Genomic DNA, 16,606 nt, shown 5'->3' on the forward strand with positions numbered 1-16,606 from the left:
CTGCTGGGCAGGTTGCTGGGCCTGCCGCTGAACCCCTTCCGCCGGCCGCACGCACGGCCGGCGGAAGCGGGGACGAGGTGGTCACGCCCGGCGCAGCACCGTCGAGAGGACCTTGCGCAGTGTCGCCGGGGCGTCGGCCACGGCGCCCTCCGAGCGCCAGGCCACGAACCCGTCCGGCCGTACCAGCACGGCGCCCTCGGCGCTCATCGCGTGGACCTCGGCCCAGTCGGACCGCCCGTCCTGGACCAGGTCCACTCCTGGTCCGGAGCCGATGGTGTAGGCGTCCAGGCGCATCGACAGCTGGTCGGCGACCCGCTTGGCGGCCTCCTGCCAGGGCGTTTCCGCGCCGCTGAGCAGCACGAAGGAGCGCTCGTACAGGTCCAGGGTGGAGATCCGCTCACCGGCCCTGGACACCCACATGTGCGGGGCCCTGGTCCCGGTGTCGCCCACCAGTCGCAGTGTCTGCGGGATGACGGGCCGTCCGGGCTCGCCGCCGACGAGCGCGCCCCGGGGGTAGCAGTAGCCCATGGCCGTGGTGAGGACCCCGCTGCCCGGTCCGCCGCCCATGGTGGGCGGCGGTGCGTACCCCGGGTGGCTGTGTTCCGCCGAACGGGCCGACGCCCGCTCGCTCGTGGCCCTGGCCACCGGCAGCCGCTCGGCCTCGTAGGTCTCGAGCAGCTCGATGCCGGCCGAGCCGTCCAGTACCGCCGCGATCTTCCACGCCAGGTTGTGCGCGTCCTGGATGCCCGTGTTGGACCCGAACGCGCCCGTGGGGGACATCTCGTGGGCCGCGTCGCCGGCCAGGAACACCCGACCGGACGAATAGTGCTCCGCCACCCGTTCGGCGGCATGCCACGGTGCCTTGCCGCCGATCTTCACGTCCAGGTCGGGTACGCCGATCGCGTCGCGGATCTGATCCACGCACCGCTCGTCGGTGAAGTCCTCCAGCGTCTCGCCCTGCTCCGGGTGCCACGGCGCGTGGAAGACCCACTGCGTCTTGTTGTCCACCGGCAGCAGCGCCCCGTCCGCACCCGGGCGCGTCAGATAGCAGACGATGAAGCGCAGGTCGCCCAGCACCTCGACGAGCTTCTCCGAGCGGAAGGTGACGCTCACGTTGTGGAAGAGCTCGCCATTGCCCGTCTGGGGGATCCGCAGCTGTTCCCTGACGGGGCTGCGCGGTCCGTCCGCCGCGATCAGGAAGTCGGCGCGCACCGTGATGTGCTCGCCCGTCTCCCGGTCCTTCACCACGGCGTTCACCCCCGTGGCGTCCTGGTCGAAACTCATCAGCTCGGTGGCGAACCGGACGTCTGCGCCCAGGTCACGGCTCTGTTCGGCCAGCACCGGCTCAATGTTGTTCTGGCTGCACAGACACCAGCCGGTCGGACTGAACCGGGCCAGCGCCCCGGCCGGGTCGATCGACTTGACCAGCCAGTTGTGGTCGCCGTCGGTCAGCGACCGGGCCTGCAGAATGCCCTGATTTCCCTCCAGTACGGACGCCGCCCGGCGGATCGCGCGCTCCGCCCCTGCCGTGCGGAACAGCTCCATCGTCCGGGCGTTGATGCCACGGCCCCGCGGGTGTGCGGAGGTACCGGAGTGCTTCTCGACCAGCAGGTGCCTCACTCCGTGGCGGCTCAGGAAAAGCGAGGTGGACAGGCCCACGAGGGAGCCGCCCACGACGAGAACCGGTACGCGAACATCGGCGTTGTCTTCCATCAGCTGCGGGCTCCTGTTTTCTGTGTGGGGGAGTGGAGTCTTTATGCCCCCGATCCGCGATGAGGCCCAGTTGATTCGCCGGTTGTCACCCGCTTGATCCGGACATGTAGCGGTACGTCCCCACCCGGATGACGATGAGCGACAGCGGCTCCCCCTGAGACGCGCCGGCCTGCCGTTCCCCACCGAGGCGGCCGCCGGCCCGGGCGGACGCCACCGGTGACGGACGAGGGGTCCGTACGCGATGGATCTCCACCCCCTCATGAAGGAGTGAGTAGATGACAACCACCCTGTCCGAACGGGTGTCGCAGTCAGCCTTCGACGGCTCCATGCTCCGGGTCGTCCTGCTGATGGATCTCCACGAGGGGACCCAGCAGCAGTTCTTCGAGGCGTACGAACAGCTCCGCCACGACATCGCGTCGGTTCCGGGCCACATCAGCGACCAGCTGTGCCAGTCCTTCGAGAATCCCTCCCAATGGCTCATCACCAGCGAGTGGGAGAGCGCCCCGCAGTACCTCGCATGGGTCAACAGCGAGCACCACGCCGAACAGGTGAAGCCGCTCGGCGCGTGCGCCCGCGCCATGCGGCCGCTCAAGTTCACCGTTCTGCGGGAGACCGGCCGGGGCTACGACCAGGCGGCCCGCCCGGCCACGGCGCGCCTGCAGAGCACACCCCGGCTGGGCGCCGGCATCGTGCGCCACGCCCTCACCTTCACCGTCAAGCCGGGCAGTGAGAAGGACGTCGCGTCGATCCTCTCGAGCTACTCCTCCCCGGCGGCCCGGGTCGACGACCACACCCGTCTCTGCCGCACCTCGCTGTTCATGCACGGCAACCGCGTCGTGCGGACGGTCGAGGTCCAGGGCGACCTGATGGCGGCCCTGCGGCACGTGTCCGAGCAGCCCGAGGTGCGCGCCGTCGAGGAGGCCATCAACCCCTACCTCGAAAAGGACCGGAACCTGAACGACCCGGAATCCGCGCGCATGTTCTTCATGCGCGCCGCGCTTCCGGCGGTCCACCACATCGCCGCACCCGAGCCCGAATCCGCCGAGGTGGAGCGGCACGCGCTCTTCTACCCGGCCAAGCCCGGCTGCGGGGCGGCGCTCGCCAAGTTCCTGGCCCGCCAGGACGAGGCGGCCGCACACCACCCGGGCAGCCCCGTTCGGAGCAGCAGCATCTTCCAGCGTGACGACATCGTCGTCCGCCTCATCGACGTGCGGGGCCCGCTCGACGCCGAGCCCGAGACGACCTTCGGCGTCCGGGGACCGCGCAAGGCGGCGGTGCTCGACCGGCTGACGGCCCGCTTCGGCAGGCGGGTCCGGGCCGCGGACCACACCATGAAGCTGATCACCGACCGCCGGGCATCCGCGGAGTCCTGACCTCCCCGGCCCACCGGCCCGCCCGTTCCACCCCCACCCCATCCGCAGCTCGGCTCTGCCCACACGCAGGAGGAACCCGCCATGACCCAACAGCGCCCACGCATCGTGGACCTCAGCGAGACGCCCCCCAACCGCCGGCGCGGCGGAGACCTGAGGGCGGTGCTCACCCCGACCTCGGTGGGTTCCACCAGCGGCTTCATGGGCCTGGCGATCATGGCTCCCGGGGAGTCGATCGCCGAGCACTACCACCCGTACTCCGAGGAGTTCGTGTACGTGGTCAGCGGCCGCCTCGAAGTGGACCTCGACGGTGAGGCCCACCCGCTGCGGACCGACCAGGGGCTGCTGGTCCCGCTGAACGTGCGCCACCGCTTCCGGAACGTGGGGGACACCGAGGCCCGCATGGTCTTCCACCTCGGACCGCTGGCCCCGCGACCCGAGCTCGGGCACGTGGACACCGAGCAGGCCCCGCACCCGGAGAGCACCGCCTGGGAGCAGCCGCCGGACCGTACCGGAGCGGTCTCGTGACCCCCCGGCGGGTGGCCGTCACCGGAGTCGGCGTCGTCGCGCCCGGCGGGATCGGCGTCCGCGACTTCTGGGACCTGCTCTCCAACGGCCGAACGGCGACACGCGGAATCAGCCTCTTCGACCCGACCGGATTCCGCTCCCGGATAGCCGCGGAGGTCGACTTCGACCCTGCCGCGCACGGCCTCGAACCGGGCGATGCGGACCGGGCGGACCGGTACATCCAGTTCGCCCTGGTCGCCGCCCGGGAGGCGGTGAAGGACGCGGGGCTCGACCTCACCACCGACGAGGCCTGGCGGACCGGTGTCTCCCTCGGCACGGCCGTCGGCGGCACCACCCGTCTGGAGCACGACTACGTCGCCGTGAGCCAGTCCGGCTCCTGGTGGGACGTGGACCACAAGCGGGCCGGCCCGTTCCTGCACCGGGCGTTCACCCCCGCCACCCTGGCCTCCGCCGTCGCGGAGCAGACGGGTGCGAGGGGCCCGGTCCAGACGGTGTCCACCGGCTGCACCTCAGGGCTCGACGCCATCGGGTACGCCGTCCACTCCATCGCCGAGGGCCGGATGGACGTGTGCATCGCCGGCGCGTCCGACTCACCCATATCGCCGATCACGGTGGCCTGTTTCGACGCCATCAAGGCGACCTCGCCGAACAACGACGACGCGGCCCACGCCTCCCGGCCGTTCGACGCCGACCGCGACGGGTTCGTCCTCGGCGAGGGCGGCGCCGTCCTCGTACTCGAAGAGCTGGAACACGCCCGCGCCCGCGGTGCGACCGTCTACTGCGAGATCGGCGGCTACGCCACCTTCGGCAACGCCCACCACATGACCGGGCTGACCGCCGAGGGCCTGGAGATGGCCCGGGCCATCGAAACCGCCCTCGCCCAGGCCGGCGTCGCCGCCGACGAGATCGACTACGTCAACGCGCACGGCTCCGGCACCAAGCAGAACGACCGCCACGAGACGGCGGCGGTCAAGCGGGTCCTGGGCGACCACGCCTACAAGACGCCGATGACCTCCATCAAATCCATGGTGGGGCACTCCCTCGGCGCGATCGGCGCGATCGAACTCGCGGCCTGCGTGCTCGCCATGACCCATCAGGTGGTACCGCCGACCGCGAACTACGAGACGCCCGACCCCGAGTGCGACCTGGACTACGTACCGCGCGTCGCACGCGGCCGGAAACTGCGCAACGTGCTCTCGGTCGGCAGCGGCTTCGGCGGCTTCCAGTCCGCCGTGGTCATGACCCGGCCGAAGGAGGAGGTCTCGTGACCAGCCGTACGGTCATCACGGGCATCGGGGTCGTCGCGCCCAACGGCGTGGGCGCCGATGCCTTCTGGAAGGCGACCCAGTCCGGCCTCAGCGTGCTGGACCGCGTCACCCGGGCGGGCTGCGAGCACCTGCCGCTGCGCGTCGCCGGCGAGGTCCGGGGCTTCGACCCGGGCGCCATGGTCGAGGACCGCTTCCTCGTCCAGACCGACCGCTTCACCCACCACGCCCTGGTCGCGGCCGACCTCGCCCTGGAGGACGCCCGGCTCGGCCGGGCCGACTACGAGGGCGACCCCTTCTCCGTGGGCGTCGTCACGGCCGCCGGGTCCGGCGGCGGCGAATTCGGGCAGCGCGAGCTGCAGCACCTCTGGGAGCAGGGACCGCGCTTCGTGGGCCCCTACCAGTCGATCGCCTGGTTCTACGCCGCGAGCACCGGCCAGATCTCCATCCGGCGCGGGCTGAAGGGCCCTTGCGGGGTCGTGGCCAGCGACGAGGCGGGCGGACTGGACGCCTTCGCGTACGCCGTCCGGGCGATCCGCCAGGGCAGCCGGGCCATGCTGGTCGGGGCGACGGAGGCGCCCCTCGCGCCGTACTCCATCGTCTGCCAGCTGGAGTACGAGGGACTGAGCACCCAGGACGACCCCGAGCGCGCCTACCGGCCGTTCACCGACAAGGCCTGCGGGTTCGTCCCCGCCGAGGGCGGCGCGATGTTCGTCGTCGAGGACGAGGACGAGGCCCGCCGCCGCGGCGCCACCGTACGGGCCGTCCTGGCCGGCCACGCCGCGACCTTCAGCGGCACCCGGCGGCGGGACGAGTCCGGCGAAGGGCTGGCCCACGCCATCCGCGGCGCCCTGCGGGAGGCCGACTGCGCGCCGGAGGAGATCGACGTGGTCTTCGCCGACGCCATGGGGACCCCGGCGGCCGACGCCGCCGAGGCGGCCGCCCTCGCCGACGCCCTCGGCGCGTACGGGCAGAAGGTGCCGGTCACGGCGCCCAAGTCCGGTACCGGCAGGGCCTACTGCGCGGCACCCGCCCTCGACACGGCGGCCGCGGTACTGGCCCTGGAGCACGGCATCGTCCCGCCGACCCCGAACGTCTACGAGGTCTGCCACGACCTCGACGTGGTGACCGGCAGCGCCCGGACCGCGGAGCTGCGCACCGCGCTGGTGCTGAGCCGCGGCCGGATGGGATCGAACTCCGCGCTCGTCGTCCGCAAGGCCTCGTAGAGGAAAGGGAGAAGGACCCCCGGGGAATCCCCCGACACCGTCAACCACAGCCTGATGAACGGAGCTTGAGATGCCAGGACACACCGAGAACGAGATCACCGTCAACGCGCCCGTCGACGTCGTGTGGGAGATGACCAACGATCTCCCCAGCTGGCCGCAGCTGTTCAGCGAATACGCGTCCCTCGAGATCCTCGAGGAGCAGGGCGACACCACCCGCTTCCGCCTGACCATGCACCCCGACGAGAACGGCAAGGTGTGGAGCTGGGTGTCGGAGCGGACCGTCGACCGCAAGGGCCTCACGGTCCGGGCCCGGCGGGTGGAAACCGGCCCGTTCGCGCACATGGACATCCACTGGCAGTACTTCAAGGTGCCCGGCGGCACCCGGATGAAGTGGACCCAGGACTTCGCGATGAAGCCGGACGCGCCGGTGGACGACGCGTGGATGACCGACAACATCAACCGCAACTCCCCGATCCAGATGGCGCTCATCCGGGACAAGATCGAGAAGCGTCAGCGCGAGGGCCGCGCCCCCGCCGTCAGCCGAGTCTGAGACGAAAGGCGAGCACCCGGATGAACCAGACCCACCGCGCTCTCATCGTCGCCCGGATGGCGCCGGGATCGGCGCCGGACATCGCGGACCTCTTCGCCGGCTCGGACGCGGGTGAACTCCCGCACCTGGTGGGCGTCACGCGCCGCAGCCTGTTCCAGTTCGGCGACGTCTACCTGCACCTGATCGAGTCGGACCGGCCGCCCGGCCCGGCCATCGCGAAGGTCACCGACCACCCGGAATTCCGGGATCTCAGCGACCGGCTGACGGCCTACATCAGCCCGCACAACCCGGACACCTGGCGCAGCCCGAAGGACGCCATGGCCCACGAGTTCTACCGCTGGGAGAACCCCGGCGCGAAGTGACCCGCGGCCCGGACGGGACCCGCACACCGAGTGTGCGGGTCCCGCCGTGCGTGGCCGGTCCGCAGCCGGAGCCGAAGCGGGCAGAGAGCAGGAAGAGAGCAGGAGAAGACGGCATGAACCCGACCGACACCGACCACTTCCCCGCGGATCCGGCCCGCCCGCACGACGGCGACCCGGCCCGCAACTCCCTGCGCGTGCTCGTCCTGTCCGGGTCCTCCCGCACCGGATCGGTCAACACGCGCCTCGGCTCCCTGGTCGCCGCCCTGGTGGCCCGGGCCGGCGCCACCGCGCAGGCCGTGACGCTCGGCGACTTCCCCATGCCGCCGTACGACGGCGACGCCGAGGCCGACGAGGGGCTGCCCGCGGGGGCCCTTGACCTGTGCGGGCGGATCGAGGCCGCGCAGGCCCTGATCATCGCCTCGCCCGAGTACAACGCCTCCGTCCCGGGGGTGCTGAAGAACGCCATCGACTGGGTGTCCCGCTACCGCCCGCAGCCGTTCAAGGACAAGCAGACCCTGCTGGTCTCTGCCTCGCCCTCGATGGTCGGCGGCAACCGCGGACTGTGGGCCCTGCGCGTACCGCTGGAGCACCTCGGCGCACGCGTCTACCCCGACATGTTCAGTCTGGCGGGCGCGCACCAGGCGTTCACCGAGGACGGCGCCCTCGCCGACCGGGGCCTCGGCGAGCGGCTCACCACGACGATCGGTTCCTTCCTCGACCTCGTCGAGGCCGACACCCGCTACCTGTGCCTGCAGCGCCGCTGGTACGAGTTCCTGGGCGACCGCACCGACGCCCCGGTGACCTCCCGCGCCCAGGACTGATCATCATCGGCCACAGGGCGTGAGCTATGTTGGAGCGTGAGTGACATGAGCTAGGGAGGCCCTCGAGTGTCATCGGGGCAGCAGGCACGCGCACAAGCGGCTGCGATCACACGCGGGAGTCAGTCGTCCGAAGAGGTCCGTCCTCCGGCCGACCGGCTCCTCGCGCTCTTCGACGGCCGCCGCCTGTCACCGGGCCAGCGCCGCATCGCCCAGTACCTGATCGACCACCTCACCGAGGCCGCGTTCCTCTCGATCACCGAACTCGCCGAACGGGTGGGCGTGAGCCAGCCCTCCGTGACCCGCTTCGCCTCCTCCCTGGGCTTCAGCGGCTACCCGGCCCTGCGCGACGTGCTGCAGCCGATCGCGCTCAGCGCGGTCGCCGGCGCCACCGACACCCGCGCGCAGATCCGCCGCAACGAGCTGCAGGAAGCCGTCGACGCCGAGATCCAGAACCTGGAGAACGTCCGCAGGCTGCTCGCCGACACCGACCAGGTGCTGGACATCGGCCGCGAGCTGGCCGCCTCGGTGCCGCTGACCATCCTGGGCCTGCGGATCTCGGTCTCGCTCGCCGAGTACTTCGCCTACGCGGCCCGGCGCATCCACCCCGACGTGCGCCTGGTGACCCGCGGCGGCAGCGTCGCCTTCGACGCGCTGCTGCAGTCCAGGGCGGCCGGTGGGACCTGGGTGCTGGCCTTCGCCATGCCGCGGCACGCCAAGGAGACGCTGGCCGCCATCCGCGCCGCCCGCAGTACGGGGCTGCGCGTGGTCCTGATCACGGATCCGACCCTGGGGCCGCTGGTGGACGAGGCGGACGTGGCCCTGACGGCGGGTACCGGGTCGCGGCTGGTCTTCGACTCGTACGCGGCGCCCGGGATGCTCTCCGCGGCCCTGCTGCAGGCGATGGCCGATGCGGACCCGGAACGGACCCAGGCGCGTCTGGAGGGCTACGAGCACGTGGCCGACCAGCACGGTTTCTTCCTTTAGTCCCGTTCTGCGCGCTCCACCAGGCGATATTCAGCCTTCGCGGTGCATGAAATTTTTCATACGCTTGCTTACTCGACGGTATATATGTTTACTGGCGACGGCGCTCCGGATCCACCAGATGCCAAGGAGGACCCCCATGTCCTCCCGAACGCACGCGCGGCACGACGAACCTCCTCACGTCGCGACCGCGTGTCGGGTCCAGGCTTTGGATCCCTGCAGAGCGCCCATGGCGGCCTCGGTCAACCCCTGGGCCGAGGCCGCCCCCCAGAACGTCTCGATCAGAGTTCGACACCACTCGGAAGTGACGAGAATGCCTCAGACGGCCACGTTTACCCTCAGCCCTGACTGGCCCATGCAGGTCAAGGCGCCCGGTACGCACGACTGGGAGCGCACGGCCACGCGCTGGCTGCGGGACCTGCTCCCGGCCCGCTACGGCGGCTACCTGACGCTCACCCGTCACCACGCACTGCTGGCCCGGCACGTCCAGCTCCAGCTGCAGCACGAGATGCGCGCGGTGCGGACGGCCCTGCAGACCAGCCGCGCCGAGCTGCCCACCATGGGCATCGCCGAGTCGGTCATCGAGAACTCCATCAGGATGTACGCCGTCGAGCTGGAGCAGCTGGGCCGGCTCGCCCGCGGCGCGCGCCTGGTGTCCGACGCGCTCCTCGTCGGCACCCCCGCCCAGCGCAGGCGCTGACCGGGCCCGGACGCGCTCCTCAGGGCTTCCACGAGCGGAGCCTGGCGGCTACGTCGAAGACGGTGGCGCGCAGCATGCGGATATCGGTGATGAGGTCGCGCCACTGGGCGTAAGTGGCGTCCACCGTCTCGCCGGAGGCCTCGATGTAGGCGACGGCGACCCCGTAGGCGAAGTACTCGTTGGAGTCGGGGAGCGGCCGGAGCAGCACGATCGCGTCCAGCAGGGCGGCCGCACGCCAATAGGCGTCGGGGTCGTCCACTTCCAGACTGGGCGTGTTCACCCGGTGCCGGGCCACGGCGGCGACCAGCGCGGAGTGGTCGGCCACCGCCACGTCCTTGAACAGCGCCTCCTGCCGCTCCAGCAGCCAGCGGTGATCGATGTGCAGTTCCACGTGTCCGAGTATCCCCGCCCGAGGCCCGGCCGTGGGGCTTTTCGGGTCGGGCGGGGACGCGCTCGGGGCTACGGCTTGGGCAGCGTGCAGCCGGGGCGGTTCAGGTCGATCTTGTTGCCGGGGGCTATGCAGGGGACGACGATGTACGTCTGCTGTGCGTAGTTGATGCCCCGGCGGACCGTCACGTTGCCGTTCTGGTCGACCTCGCAGGGGTTGTTCACCGTGCAGCGGCCGCCGTCCTCGTTGCCCGTGTTGTTGACGGCGACGACCTTGCCGGTCGCCGTGTCGATCACCGGCGAGCCGGAGGTGCCACCGATGGTGTTGCAGGCGGAGGTGTAGCGGACCGAGTCCTTCCAGGTCCAGTCGCCCTCCTGGAGGCGGTAGGCGAAGCCGTCCACGTTGCAGCTGTAGATCCGCTTCCAGTAGCCGGAGACCACCTTGATCGCCGAGCCCTGGGCCGGGCGCACGTCGTTGAGGGTCAGCGCGGTGATGCCGTACTGGCTCTGGATCTGGGCGTAGGTCCGGGTCAGCTGGTAGATGGAGATGTCGGTGTCGGTCATCGTCGCGTACGCGATCTTGTTGGCCCGGAGCGTACCGACCTTCGATCCGGCGGAGTTGAGCAGCGAGAACGAGCGGGTGGACGCGCGGTCCTCGATGACCTCGCCGGCCGCCGGGAAGCCCGATTCCAGGCAGTGCCCGTTGGACAGGACGAGCGCGGGGTCGTTCGGCCGGGAGCCGGGCGCGCGGACGACGGAGCCGGAACAGTTGCTGAGGGCGACGGTGCCTGCGAAGTCGACCGCGGCGGCGGCCTCGGGGGTGGTGGGTGCGGTGGGTGCGGTGGGTGCGGTGGGTGTCACGGGTGCGGCGGGCGCGGCCACGGCGGGGGTGACCGCCGCTCCCAGCAGGAGCAGGGAGAGTAACGCGCCGACGAGAGGCTTGTTCATGTGGGGGTCCCCTCTGATGACCATGCGACCGGAGGTCTTCCGGTTGTCATGTGCATTGTTGGGAGGCCCGCGTCAAGTCGCAAGGGTGCATGGGCAGTTGGTGCCAGGCTCGGCAGGGGGGTCCCGAGTCCGGTGCAGGGCCCCGGATCCGACCCCCGCACAGGTGTTCCGCCCCGGTGGCTTTGCCTCCTACGGTCTGTGCAGCACAGTTCCGGACCAGGAGGCAGCGTGAAGCGCGACATCGACATCGACATCGACCAGCTCGTGACGGCGATGAAGGCGGTCGACGAGGCGGGGCGGCTCTTCGAGGAGGCGCGCGCCGTGTACGAGGCGCGCGGCCTCAAGAGGGTCAGTGACGACTTCAAAGTGGCGGGCGGGTCGGTCCAGACCCTGCAGGGAGCCGAGGAGATGGCCCTCGGGGCCCGCAAGTACCTCGCCGAACTCGCGACCGTCGCCGGCTATGCCGCCGCCGGTCTTCAGGAGCGCGCGGGAGAGAGACCTGTGACCGCCCGGGCCGGTTTCCCGGGCATCGCGGGCGGCGGCGCCCGGATGGCCCGCCCGCTGCTCGATCCGACCCTGGAGGGGCTGCGGCTGCTGCTGGCCGTCGACTTCTTCGAGTCGGAGTTCAAGGCGGCGATCGAGGACGTCGTGCGGGCGGAGAAGGCGACCTACCCCGATCCCGCCACGTTCCGCATCCCCACGAGGGGCGGCCGCCCCGCCAAGGCCGGCCGTACTCCCTGAGGCCCTGTGGGGGGCCGATCGGGCCCGGCCGGCGTCGCCCGGGGTGCCGGGCCGGCCCGACGGGGTGAGGCTGGGGGTATGCATCATGCACCCGTCGTCGTGCACCGGATCTTCCCGTCGGGAGGCCGTCAGGTGACCCTGCGGACCTCGAACAGGGAGGAGTCCCTGGGCCTCGCCCGCTCCGACGAGGACGTCATCGAGTTCCTGCGCCGGGCCGGCATGCCGGACCCCGACGACGTGGTCCTCGGCGGCACCGAGCTGCTGGACTGGGAGGGTGACACCCCCCACGTGTACGAGGCCGACCCGCCGACCGACGACCTGCCCTGAGCGCCCGGGCGCCCGGTGCCGGAGCGCCGGGTGCCGGGTGCCGGGTGCCGGTGGGACGGAGGGCCGACCGGACCGGTCAGCCGTGGTGCAGGGCCTCCAGTACGGCCAGCTCCTTCCCGGACAGACGCAGAGCGCCGGCGGCCACGTTCGCCTCCAGGTGCTCCGGATCGCCCGTACCGGGAATGGCCAGCACGTGCGGCCCCCGCTGGAGCGTCCATGCCAGCCGTACCTGCGCCGGGCTCGCCAGGTGCGCCAGGGCGACGGCGAGCACCTCTTCGCTCTCGGTGCCGCCCGCGCCGCCCTCCCGCCGGGTGCCCGCGATGGAGTAGAAGGGCACGAAGGCGATTCCCAGCTCACCGCAGGCACGCACCAGGGCGTCCTGCTCGGGCCGCACCCCGATCCCGTACATGTTCTGCACGCAGACCACCGGTGCGATGGTGCGGGCCTCGGCAAGGTGCTCGGGGGTGACGTTGGAGATGCCCAGGTGGCGGATGAGTCCGGCGTCGCGGAGCTCGGCCAGCGCGCCGAAGCGCTCGGCGATGGAACCGGTGCCGACGATGCGCAGGTTCACCACGTCGAGGTGGTCCCGGCCGAGCTGGCGCAGGTTCTCCTCGACCTGGCCGCGCAGCTGCCCGGGGGTGGCGTGGCTCCACACCCCGGACGGGTCGCGGCCCGGTCCGACCTTGGTGGTGATCACGAGGTCCTCCGGGTAGGGGCGGAGCGCCGCATTGACCAGTTCGTTGGCGGAGCGCAGCGGCGAGAAGTAGAACGCCGCGGTGTCGATGTGGTTCACCCCGAGCTCGACCGCCCGGCGCAGCACGCCGATCGCCTGCTCGCGGTCCCTCGGTGCGGCGTCCTCCGCGAACGCCGCGCCGGTCTGGGGCAGGCGCATCGTGCCGAATCCGATCCGGTTGACCGTCAGGTCGCCGAGGTTCCAAGTGCCCGCAGCTGCCGCGGACATCGTCTGTGAGGTCATGCCCGGATGATCTCCACAGGGTAGGCTGCCAGGCCATTGATTAGGGCATGACTGAATCCTCGGGGTGGCCGTGCTGGCGGAACTGGCGTTCTCCGTGAGCGACCTGGCGCAGATGCGCTTCGCCGTCGCCCCGATGTGGGAGGTCGGGCCCAGCTACCGGCTGCTGGCCTCCGGATCCACGCCCCTCGTGCACCGGCCCTGGATCGAGCAGGTGCGGCCACGGCTGACGGCGGCCGGCCTCGACCGGGGCTGGCTCGCCGAGCTGATCCCGCCCTCGGGATACGTACCCGACTTCCTCAACCCGGCGCCGACCGGGCCGGCTCCCTCCCTGGACGAGGAACTGGCCAGGATCCGGGCCGCGTCCCCCGCCCGGATCCGCCAGGACCTCGACCGCCTGGGGCAGGAGCAGGGAGGTCTCGGTCCGCGCTCACGGACCCTGTACGCCGAGCCGCAGGCCAGGCTGGTCCGGGTCGTGGAAGAGATCGAGACCTACTGGGGGCTGGCCCTGGCCCCGTACTGGGCACGGATCCGCGCGGTACTCGACGCCGACGTCTTCCACCGGGCCCGGCAGGCCGCCGAGCACGGAGCGGGCCGTCTCTTCAACGACCTGCACCCCTCGGTGAGCTGGGGCGACAGCGCGCTCCGACTGGCACACCGGCACCGCCCCCTGTCCCGCGGGACGGCGGGCTCCGGGCTGCTGCTGATCCCCTCGGTCTTCGTCCGGCCCGTCCCGTTCACCCGCGTGACGCCCCCGGAGCCGCCCCAGCTCGCCTACCCCGCACGGGGCACCGGCTCGCTGTGGGAGCCGCGGCCCAGGGCCAGGACCGAGGCCCTGGCCGCCGTACTCGGCCGCTCCCGGACCCGGCTGCTGACCGAACTGGAAACCCCCGCCTCCACCACCGAACTGGCCCGCCGGACGGGGCTCTCGGCCGCCGGAGTGTCCCAGTACCTCACCGCGCTGCGCGACGCGGGCCTGGTCAGCGCCCACCGGGCCGGCCGCTCCGTGCTCTACGCCCGCACCTCCGTCGCCGAGTCCCTCCTCGTTGCCTACACTCCAGGCGTCGAGCGGAGACGATCACCGGGAGGGGCACCGTGAACGAGCGCCAATGGAGCCTGGAGGAGCACATCGTGGTGGACGCCGCTCCGGCGGACGTCCACCGGATGGTGTCCGACCTGCGGAACATGGGCCGTTGGAGCCCGGAATGCCGCCGAGTGTGGGTGCCCCGGCCGCCGGCCCGCCCCGGCAGCCGTTTCGTGGGGCTCAACCGGAGAGGACCGTTCATCTGGGTCACCGTGGGCCGGATCAAGGCCCTGCGCGCACCGGCGACATCGCCGGACGGGTCGGGCGGGTTCACCTTCGACGTCGGCATCTTCGGCCTGCCGATCGCGCGGTGGGGCTACCGGTTCGAGCCGGAGGGTGCGGGCACGCGCGTCACGGAGACCTGGCAGGACCTGCGCGCCGGGCGCGGTGCCCGCCTGACCGTGCTGCTCGGCACGGTGTTCGCCGGCACCGGCCCGGAACACCGCATCGCGGTCAACCGCGCCGGGATGCGCACGACCCTGGACCGCCTGGCGGCCGCATGCGCCGGGCGCGGCGGCCGAAGCGCGGCCTGAGGATCAGGCCGCGCCGTCCTTGCGGGAACGGCCGAACTGTTCGTCCAGGACGGACAGCCGCCGCCAGTACTCGTCCTCGTCGATCTCCCCGGCGGCGAAGCGCCGCCCCAGGATCGCGATCGGCGACCGCTCGCCGTACGCCACCGCCCCGCGGCGCCCGCGCCACACGGTACGGCGCAGCAGGGTGACGACGCCGACGACGACCGCGGCCCAGATCAGCGGAAGGAACAGGATCCACGGGCCGGGCCCGTCGTGGGCGAGGGTGGTGAAGGTATCCATCGCGGTTCATCTCCTCGGAAGCACGGACGTTTCGTCTCACCCCGAGACTCCCTCCGAGGGGCACCCCACGTCGTCGTACGGAGGGCTGCGCCCCGTGTACTTCCGCGGTAGTACGGCCGGACCGTCCGCAAGGGAAGGGGCGCACGCCGGCGGAGTGTTCGGTCGCGGGTGTCACCCGCACCCTGCAAAAGAATTGGTGCTGCTCCGAGACGTCTGCCAGGCTTTCCGGCATGCCGGATGATCTTGAGATGGGCGAGGACGAGGTGGCGGTCGCGGAGCGCTGTTGGCTCGAGGCCGACCCACTGATCCTGGCCGGTCGGACGCTGCCGGCCATGGTGAAGATCCGGAACGCCTTCGGCGTCGACATCCGCGACGGGCTGGACCTTCTGAACGAGCGGTACGACAAGCTCCAGCGCGAACAGCCGGAGAACTTCGCATCGGGCCCCTGGGCGTACTACCGCGGCCGCTAGGCCGTCTCTTTCGGACCTTGCCGGGCCCGGCCTGCCCGGCCCGCCCTGCACGGCGCCCCGCCGCGTTGTCGAAGCGCTCTCCGGATCACCCCGACGGGGCGCGACCGGTGCATGCCGGGGCGGCGGTGGTGTCAGGCGCGGGCGATGACCAGCAGGGTGAACGCGGCGACGATGACGGCGACGCGGATGTAGTGGTAGCGGCCCCAGCGGTGCAGCTGCTCCTTCCAGTCGGCGGGGCGGTTCTCCGGGGTCCAGGTCTTGTTTCGGTTGTTGATCGGGACGAGCAGCAGGATCGACATGACCACGCTGAGGATCAGCAGTCCGGCGGCGGTGACGACGAGTCCGGCGCCGTGGTGGTCCCATCCGGCGACGGCCCAGATCGCGCTGAGGACGAGCGAGCCCACGTACCAGAACGGCATCAGGGCACCGAGCATCCGGCCGCCGTGGGCGTGGCCGAGCTGGCCGCTGTCCTCGGGAAGGGCGTCCAGGATCCGGTTCATGATGAAGGCGACGGAGAACTCCACCCCCACCATCAGGCCGACCACGACGACGGTGACGACCTCGAGTGCATTGAGCATGGCGATCCCTCCGGTCTAGCGTTGCTAGATGATGGGGCAACGCTAGTACTGCTAACGCTCGAATGTCTAGCGATGCTAGGATCAATTCATGTCGGTACAGGAACGCAAGCAGCGCGAAAGGGCGGACCGCGAGCGCCTCATCGTGGCGACGGCCCGCGAACTCGCCGAGCAGCAGGGCTGGGACGCAGTCACCACCCGCCGGCTCGCCGAGCGCATCGAATACAGCCAGCCCGTCCTCTACAGCCACTTCCGCGGCAAGCGCGAGATCATCGGCGCCGTCGCCCTGGAAGGCGCCGCCGAGCTGGCCGCAGCGGTGCGTGCCGCGGCCTCCGGAGCGAACAGCCCGCGCGAGCGGGTCGCCGCCCTCGCCCGCTCGTACCTCGACTTCGCCGAGCACAACCCGGCGGTCTACGACGCCTTGTTCCAGCTCGACGGCGGCCTGGCGTACGCGCAGGAGGACACCCCCGAGCCGCTGAAGGACGCCTTCGCCGCCCTGCTCGAGTGCCTCGCCGAGGTCGCCGGCGACGGCGTCCACCCGGGGCTGTTCACCGAGGTGTTCTGGGCGGCGCTGCACGGCCTGGCCACCCTGACCCGAGCGGGCCGTCTGCTGCCCGAGGAAGCCGGGTCGAGGGTGGAGCTGCTGGTGGACCGGCTCGCCATGGTCTGACACACCGTCCCGCCGCTGCCCGCCTGAGGCAACGCTTCCGGTCACTCGCACCCACACGGCGCAGCCGCAGACCGCGGGGCCCCGCACCCCGGACGGGGCACAC

At 71.4% G+C, this 16,606-nt stretch carries 21 protein-coding genes; 15 read left to right on the forward strand and 6 right to left on the reverse strand.

Annotation, left to right across the window (positions count from 1 at the left end; translation table 11 throughout):
* Positions 1–81: 81 nt before the first annotated feature.
* The gene (locus tag ACWGE1_RS18930; protein ID WP_453421635.1) at positions 82–1,713 is read right to left on the reverse strand and encodes an FAD-dependent oxidoreductase; all 1,632 of its coding nucleotides are present in this window, start codon (positions 1,711–1,713) and stop codon (positions 82–84) included.
* Positions 1,714–1,988: 275 nt separating this feature from the next.
* On the opposite strand from ACWGE1_RS18930, the gene ACWGE1_RS18935 reads away from it, so the two are divergent.
* The 9 genes from ACWGE1_RS18935 (at position 1,989) to ACWGE1_RS18975 (ending at position 9,516) form a co-directional block, all read left to right on the forward strand.
* A complete protein-coding gene (locus tag ACWGE1_RS18935) occupies positions 1,989–3,086 on the forward strand; it encodes a SchA/CurD-like domain-containing protein (RefSeq protein ID WP_453421636.1) in 1,098 nt (365 codons plus the stop codon).
* Between the two features lie 81 nt (positions 3,087–3,167).
* Positions 3,168–3,611, forward strand: coding sequence for a cupin domain-containing protein (locus ACWGE1_RS18940; protein WP_150255520.1), 444 nt, complete (start codon positions 3,168–3,170; stop codon positions 3,609–3,611).
* On the forward strand, positions 3,608–4,879 hold the full coding sequence (locus ACWGE1_RS18945) for a beta-ketoacyl-[acyl-carrier-protein] synthase family protein (RefSeq protein WP_453421637.1): 1,272 nt from the start codon (positions 3,608–3,610) through the stop codon (positions 4,877–4,879). The genes ACWGE1_RS18940 and ACWGE1_RS18945 overlap by 4 nt, the downstream gene beginning before the upstream one ends.
* A complete protein-coding gene (locus ACWGE1_RS18950; RefSeq protein WP_453421638.1) occupies positions 4,876–6,102 on the forward strand; it encodes a beta-ketoacyl synthase N-terminal-like domain-containing protein in 1,227 nt (408 codons plus the stop codon). Before ACWGE1_RS18945 ends, ACWGE1_RS18950 begins: the two co-directional genes overlap by 4 nt.
* Before the next feature lie 70 nt (positions 6,103–6,172).
* Entirely contained in the window at positions 6,173–6,652 is a 480-nt protein-coding gene (locus tag ACWGE1_RS18955) for an SRPBCC family protein (protein ID WP_453421639.1), read from the forward strand.
* A 20-nt stretch (positions 6,653–6,672) separates the two neighbouring features.
* The gene (locus ACWGE1_RS18960) at positions 6,673–7,014 is read left to right on the forward strand and encodes a TcmI family type II polyketide cyclase (protein WP_453421640.1); all 342 of its coding nucleotides are present in this window, start codon (positions 6,673–6,675) and stop codon (positions 7,012–7,014) included.
* A gap of 188 nt (positions 7,015–7,202) precedes the next feature.
* Positions 7,203–7,835 (forward strand): NADPH-dependent FMN reductase, encoded by a 633-nt coding sequence (locus ACWGE1_RS18965; RefSeq protein WP_453421668.1) that lies wholly within the window; start codon positions 7,203–7,205, stop codon positions 7,833–7,835.
* Between the two features lie 66 nt (positions 7,836–7,901).
* Complete coding sequence (locus ACWGE1_RS18970; protein WP_453421641.1) at positions 7,902–8,819, forward strand: MurR/RpiR family transcriptional regulator; 918 nt, start codon at positions 7,902–7,904, stop codon at positions 8,817–8,819.
* Between the two features lie 310 nt (positions 8,820–9,129).
* Entirely contained in the window at positions 9,130–9,516 is a 387-nt protein-coding gene (locus ACWGE1_RS18975; RefSeq protein ID WP_189742770.1) for a hypothetical protein, read from the forward strand.
* Positions 9,517–9,535: 19 nt separating this feature from the next.
* Here the strand turns inward: ACWGE1_RS18975 and ACWGE1_RS18980 are convergent, their stop codons facing one another.
* Positions 9,536–9,907: a toxin Doc gene (locus ACWGE1_RS18980; protein WP_453421642.1), complete on the reverse strand. Its 372-nt coding sequence runs from the start codon at positions 9,905–9,907 to the stop codon at positions 9,536–9,538.
* 68 nt (positions 9,908–9,975) lie between these two features.
* Entirely contained in the window at positions 9,976–10,851 is an 876-nt protein-coding gene (locus tag ACWGE1_RS18985; RefSeq protein WP_453421643.1) for a S1 family peptidase, read from the reverse strand.
* Positions 10,852–11,079: 228 nt separating this feature from the next.
* Here ACWGE1_RS18985 and ACWGE1_RS18990 point away from each other — a divergent pair, with 228 nt between their 5' ends.
* Positions 11,080–11,592, forward strand: a complete 513-nt coding sequence (locus ACWGE1_RS18990) for a hypothetical protein (RefSeq protein WP_453421644.1) — start codon at positions 11,080–11,082, stop codon at positions 11,590–11,592.
* Between the two features lie 78 nt (positions 11,593–11,670).
* Complete coding sequence (locus ACWGE1_RS18995) at positions 11,671–11,919, forward strand: hypothetical protein (protein ID WP_453421645.1); 249 nt, start codon at positions 11,671–11,673, stop codon at positions 11,917–11,919.
* Between the two features lie 76 nt (positions 11,920–11,995).
* Here the strand turns inward: ACWGE1_RS18995 and ACWGE1_RS19000 are convergent, their stop codons facing one another.
* The gene (locus ACWGE1_RS19000; protein ID WP_453421646.1) at positions 11,996–12,895 is read right to left on the reverse strand and encodes an aldo/keto reductase; all 900 of its coding nucleotides are present in this window, start codon (positions 12,893–12,895) and stop codon (positions 11,996–11,998) included.
* A gap of 70 nt (positions 12,896–12,965) precedes the next feature.
* Here ACWGE1_RS19000 and ACWGE1_RS19005 point away from each other — a divergent pair, with 70 nt between their 5' ends.
* Both ACWGE1_RS19005 and ACWGE1_RS19010 read left to right on the forward strand, forming a co-directional pair.
* Positions 12,966–13,991: an ArsR/SmtB family transcription factor gene (locus ACWGE1_RS19005; protein ID WP_453421669.1), complete on the forward strand. Its 1,026-nt coding sequence runs from the start codon at positions 12,966–12,968 to the stop codon at positions 13,989–13,991.
* On the forward strand, positions 13,988–14,509 hold the full coding sequence (locus ACWGE1_RS19010; RefSeq protein WP_453421647.1) for an SRPBCC family protein: 522 nt from the start codon (positions 13,988–13,990) through the stop codon (positions 14,507–14,509). The genes ACWGE1_RS19005 and ACWGE1_RS19010 overlap by 4 nt, the downstream gene beginning before the upstream one ends.
* 3 nt (positions 14,510–14,512) lie before the next feature.
* Here ACWGE1_RS19010 and ACWGE1_RS19015 read toward each other — a convergent pair whose 3' ends face one another.
* A complete protein-coding gene (locus ACWGE1_RS19015) occupies positions 14,513–14,788 on the reverse strand; it encodes an SHOCT domain-containing protein (RefSeq protein WP_453421648.1) in 276 nt (91 codons plus the stop codon).
* Between the two features lie 230 nt (positions 14,789–15,018).
* On the opposite strand from ACWGE1_RS19015, the gene ACWGE1_RS19020 reads away from it, so the two are divergent.
* Complete coding sequence (locus ACWGE1_RS19020; RefSeq protein WP_453421649.1) at positions 15,019–15,258, forward strand: hypothetical protein; 240 nt, start codon at positions 15,019–15,021, stop codon at positions 15,256–15,258.
* A 131-nt stretch (positions 15,259–15,389) separates the two neighbouring features.
* Here ACWGE1_RS19020 and ACWGE1_RS19025 read toward each other — a convergent pair whose 3' ends face one another.
* Entirely contained in the window at positions 15,390–15,836 is a 447-nt protein-coding gene (locus ACWGE1_RS19025; protein WP_453421650.1) for an anthrone oxygenase family protein, read from the reverse strand.
* An 88-nt stretch (positions 15,837–15,924) separates the two neighbouring features.
* Between ACWGE1_RS19025 and ACWGE1_RS19030 the strand changes: the two genes are divergently transcribed.
* Positions 15,925–16,503 carry a TetR/AcrR family transcriptional regulator gene (locus ACWGE1_RS19030; RefSeq protein ID WP_453421651.1) on the forward strand — a complete coding sequence of 193 codons (579 nt, stop codon included), beginning with the start codon at positions 15,925–15,927 and terminating at the stop codon, positions 16,501–16,503.
* Positions 16,504–16,606: the final 103 nt, after the last annotated feature.

The organism is Streptomyces sp. NPDC054932, assembly GCF_053610205.1.

Excerpts from the sequence above, each read along its gene's own strand:
- ACWGE1_RS18940 (WP_150255520.1), top strand. The coding sequence starts at position 3,168 with ATGACCCAACAGCGCCCACGCATCGTGGACCTCAGCGAGACGCCCCCC.
- ACWGE1_RS18960 (WP_453421640.1), top strand. The coding sequence starts at position 6,673 with ATGAACCAGACCCACCGCGCTCTCATCGTCGCCCGGATGGCGCCGGGA.
- ACWGE1_RS18975 (WP_189742770.1), top strand. The coding sequence starts at position 9,130 with ATGCCTCAGACGGCCACGTTTACCCTCAGCCCTGACTGGCCCATGCAG.
- ACWGE1_RS18985 (WP_453421643.1), bottom strand. The coding sequence starts at position 10,851 with ATGAACAAGCCTCTCGTCGGCGCGTTACTCTCCCTGCTCCTGCTGGGA.
- ACWGE1_RS18930 (WP_453421635.1), bottom strand. The coding sequence starts at position 1,713 with ATGGAAGACAACGCCGATGTTCGCGTACCGGTTCTCGTCGTGGGCGGC.
- ACWGE1_RS19015 (WP_453421648.1), bottom strand. The coding sequence starts at position 14,788 with ATGGATACCTTCACCACCCTCGCCCACGACGGGCCCGGCCCGTGGATC.
- ACWGE1_RS18995 (WP_453421645.1), top strand. The coding sequence starts at position 11,671 with ATGCATCATGCACCCGTCGTCGTGCACCGGATCTTCCCGTCGGGAGGC.
- ACWGE1_RS19020 (WP_453421649.1), top strand. The coding sequence starts at position 15,019 with ATGCCGGATGATCTTGAGATGGGCGAGGACGAGGTGGCGGTCGCGGAG.
- ACWGE1_RS19025 (WP_453421650.1), bottom strand. The coding sequence starts at position 15,836 with ATGCTCAATGCACTCGAGGTCGTCACCGTCGTCGTGGTCGGCCTGATG.
- ACWGE1_RS19030 (WP_453421651.1), top strand. The coding sequence starts at position 15,925 with ATGTCGGTACAGGAACGCAAGCAGCGCGAAAGGGCGGACCGCGAGCGC.
- ACWGE1_RS19000 (WP_453421646.1), bottom strand. The coding sequence starts at position 12,895 with ATGACCTCACAGACGATGTCCGCGGCAGCTGCGGGCACTTGGAACCTC.
- ACWGE1_RS18935 (WP_453421636.1), top strand. The coding sequence starts at position 1,989 with ATGACAACCACCCTGTCCGAACGGGTGTCGCAGTCAGCCTTCGACGGC.
- ACWGE1_RS18955 (WP_453421639.1), top strand. The coding sequence starts at position 6,173 with ATGCCAGGACACACCGAGAACGAGATCACCGTCAACGCGCCCGTCGAC.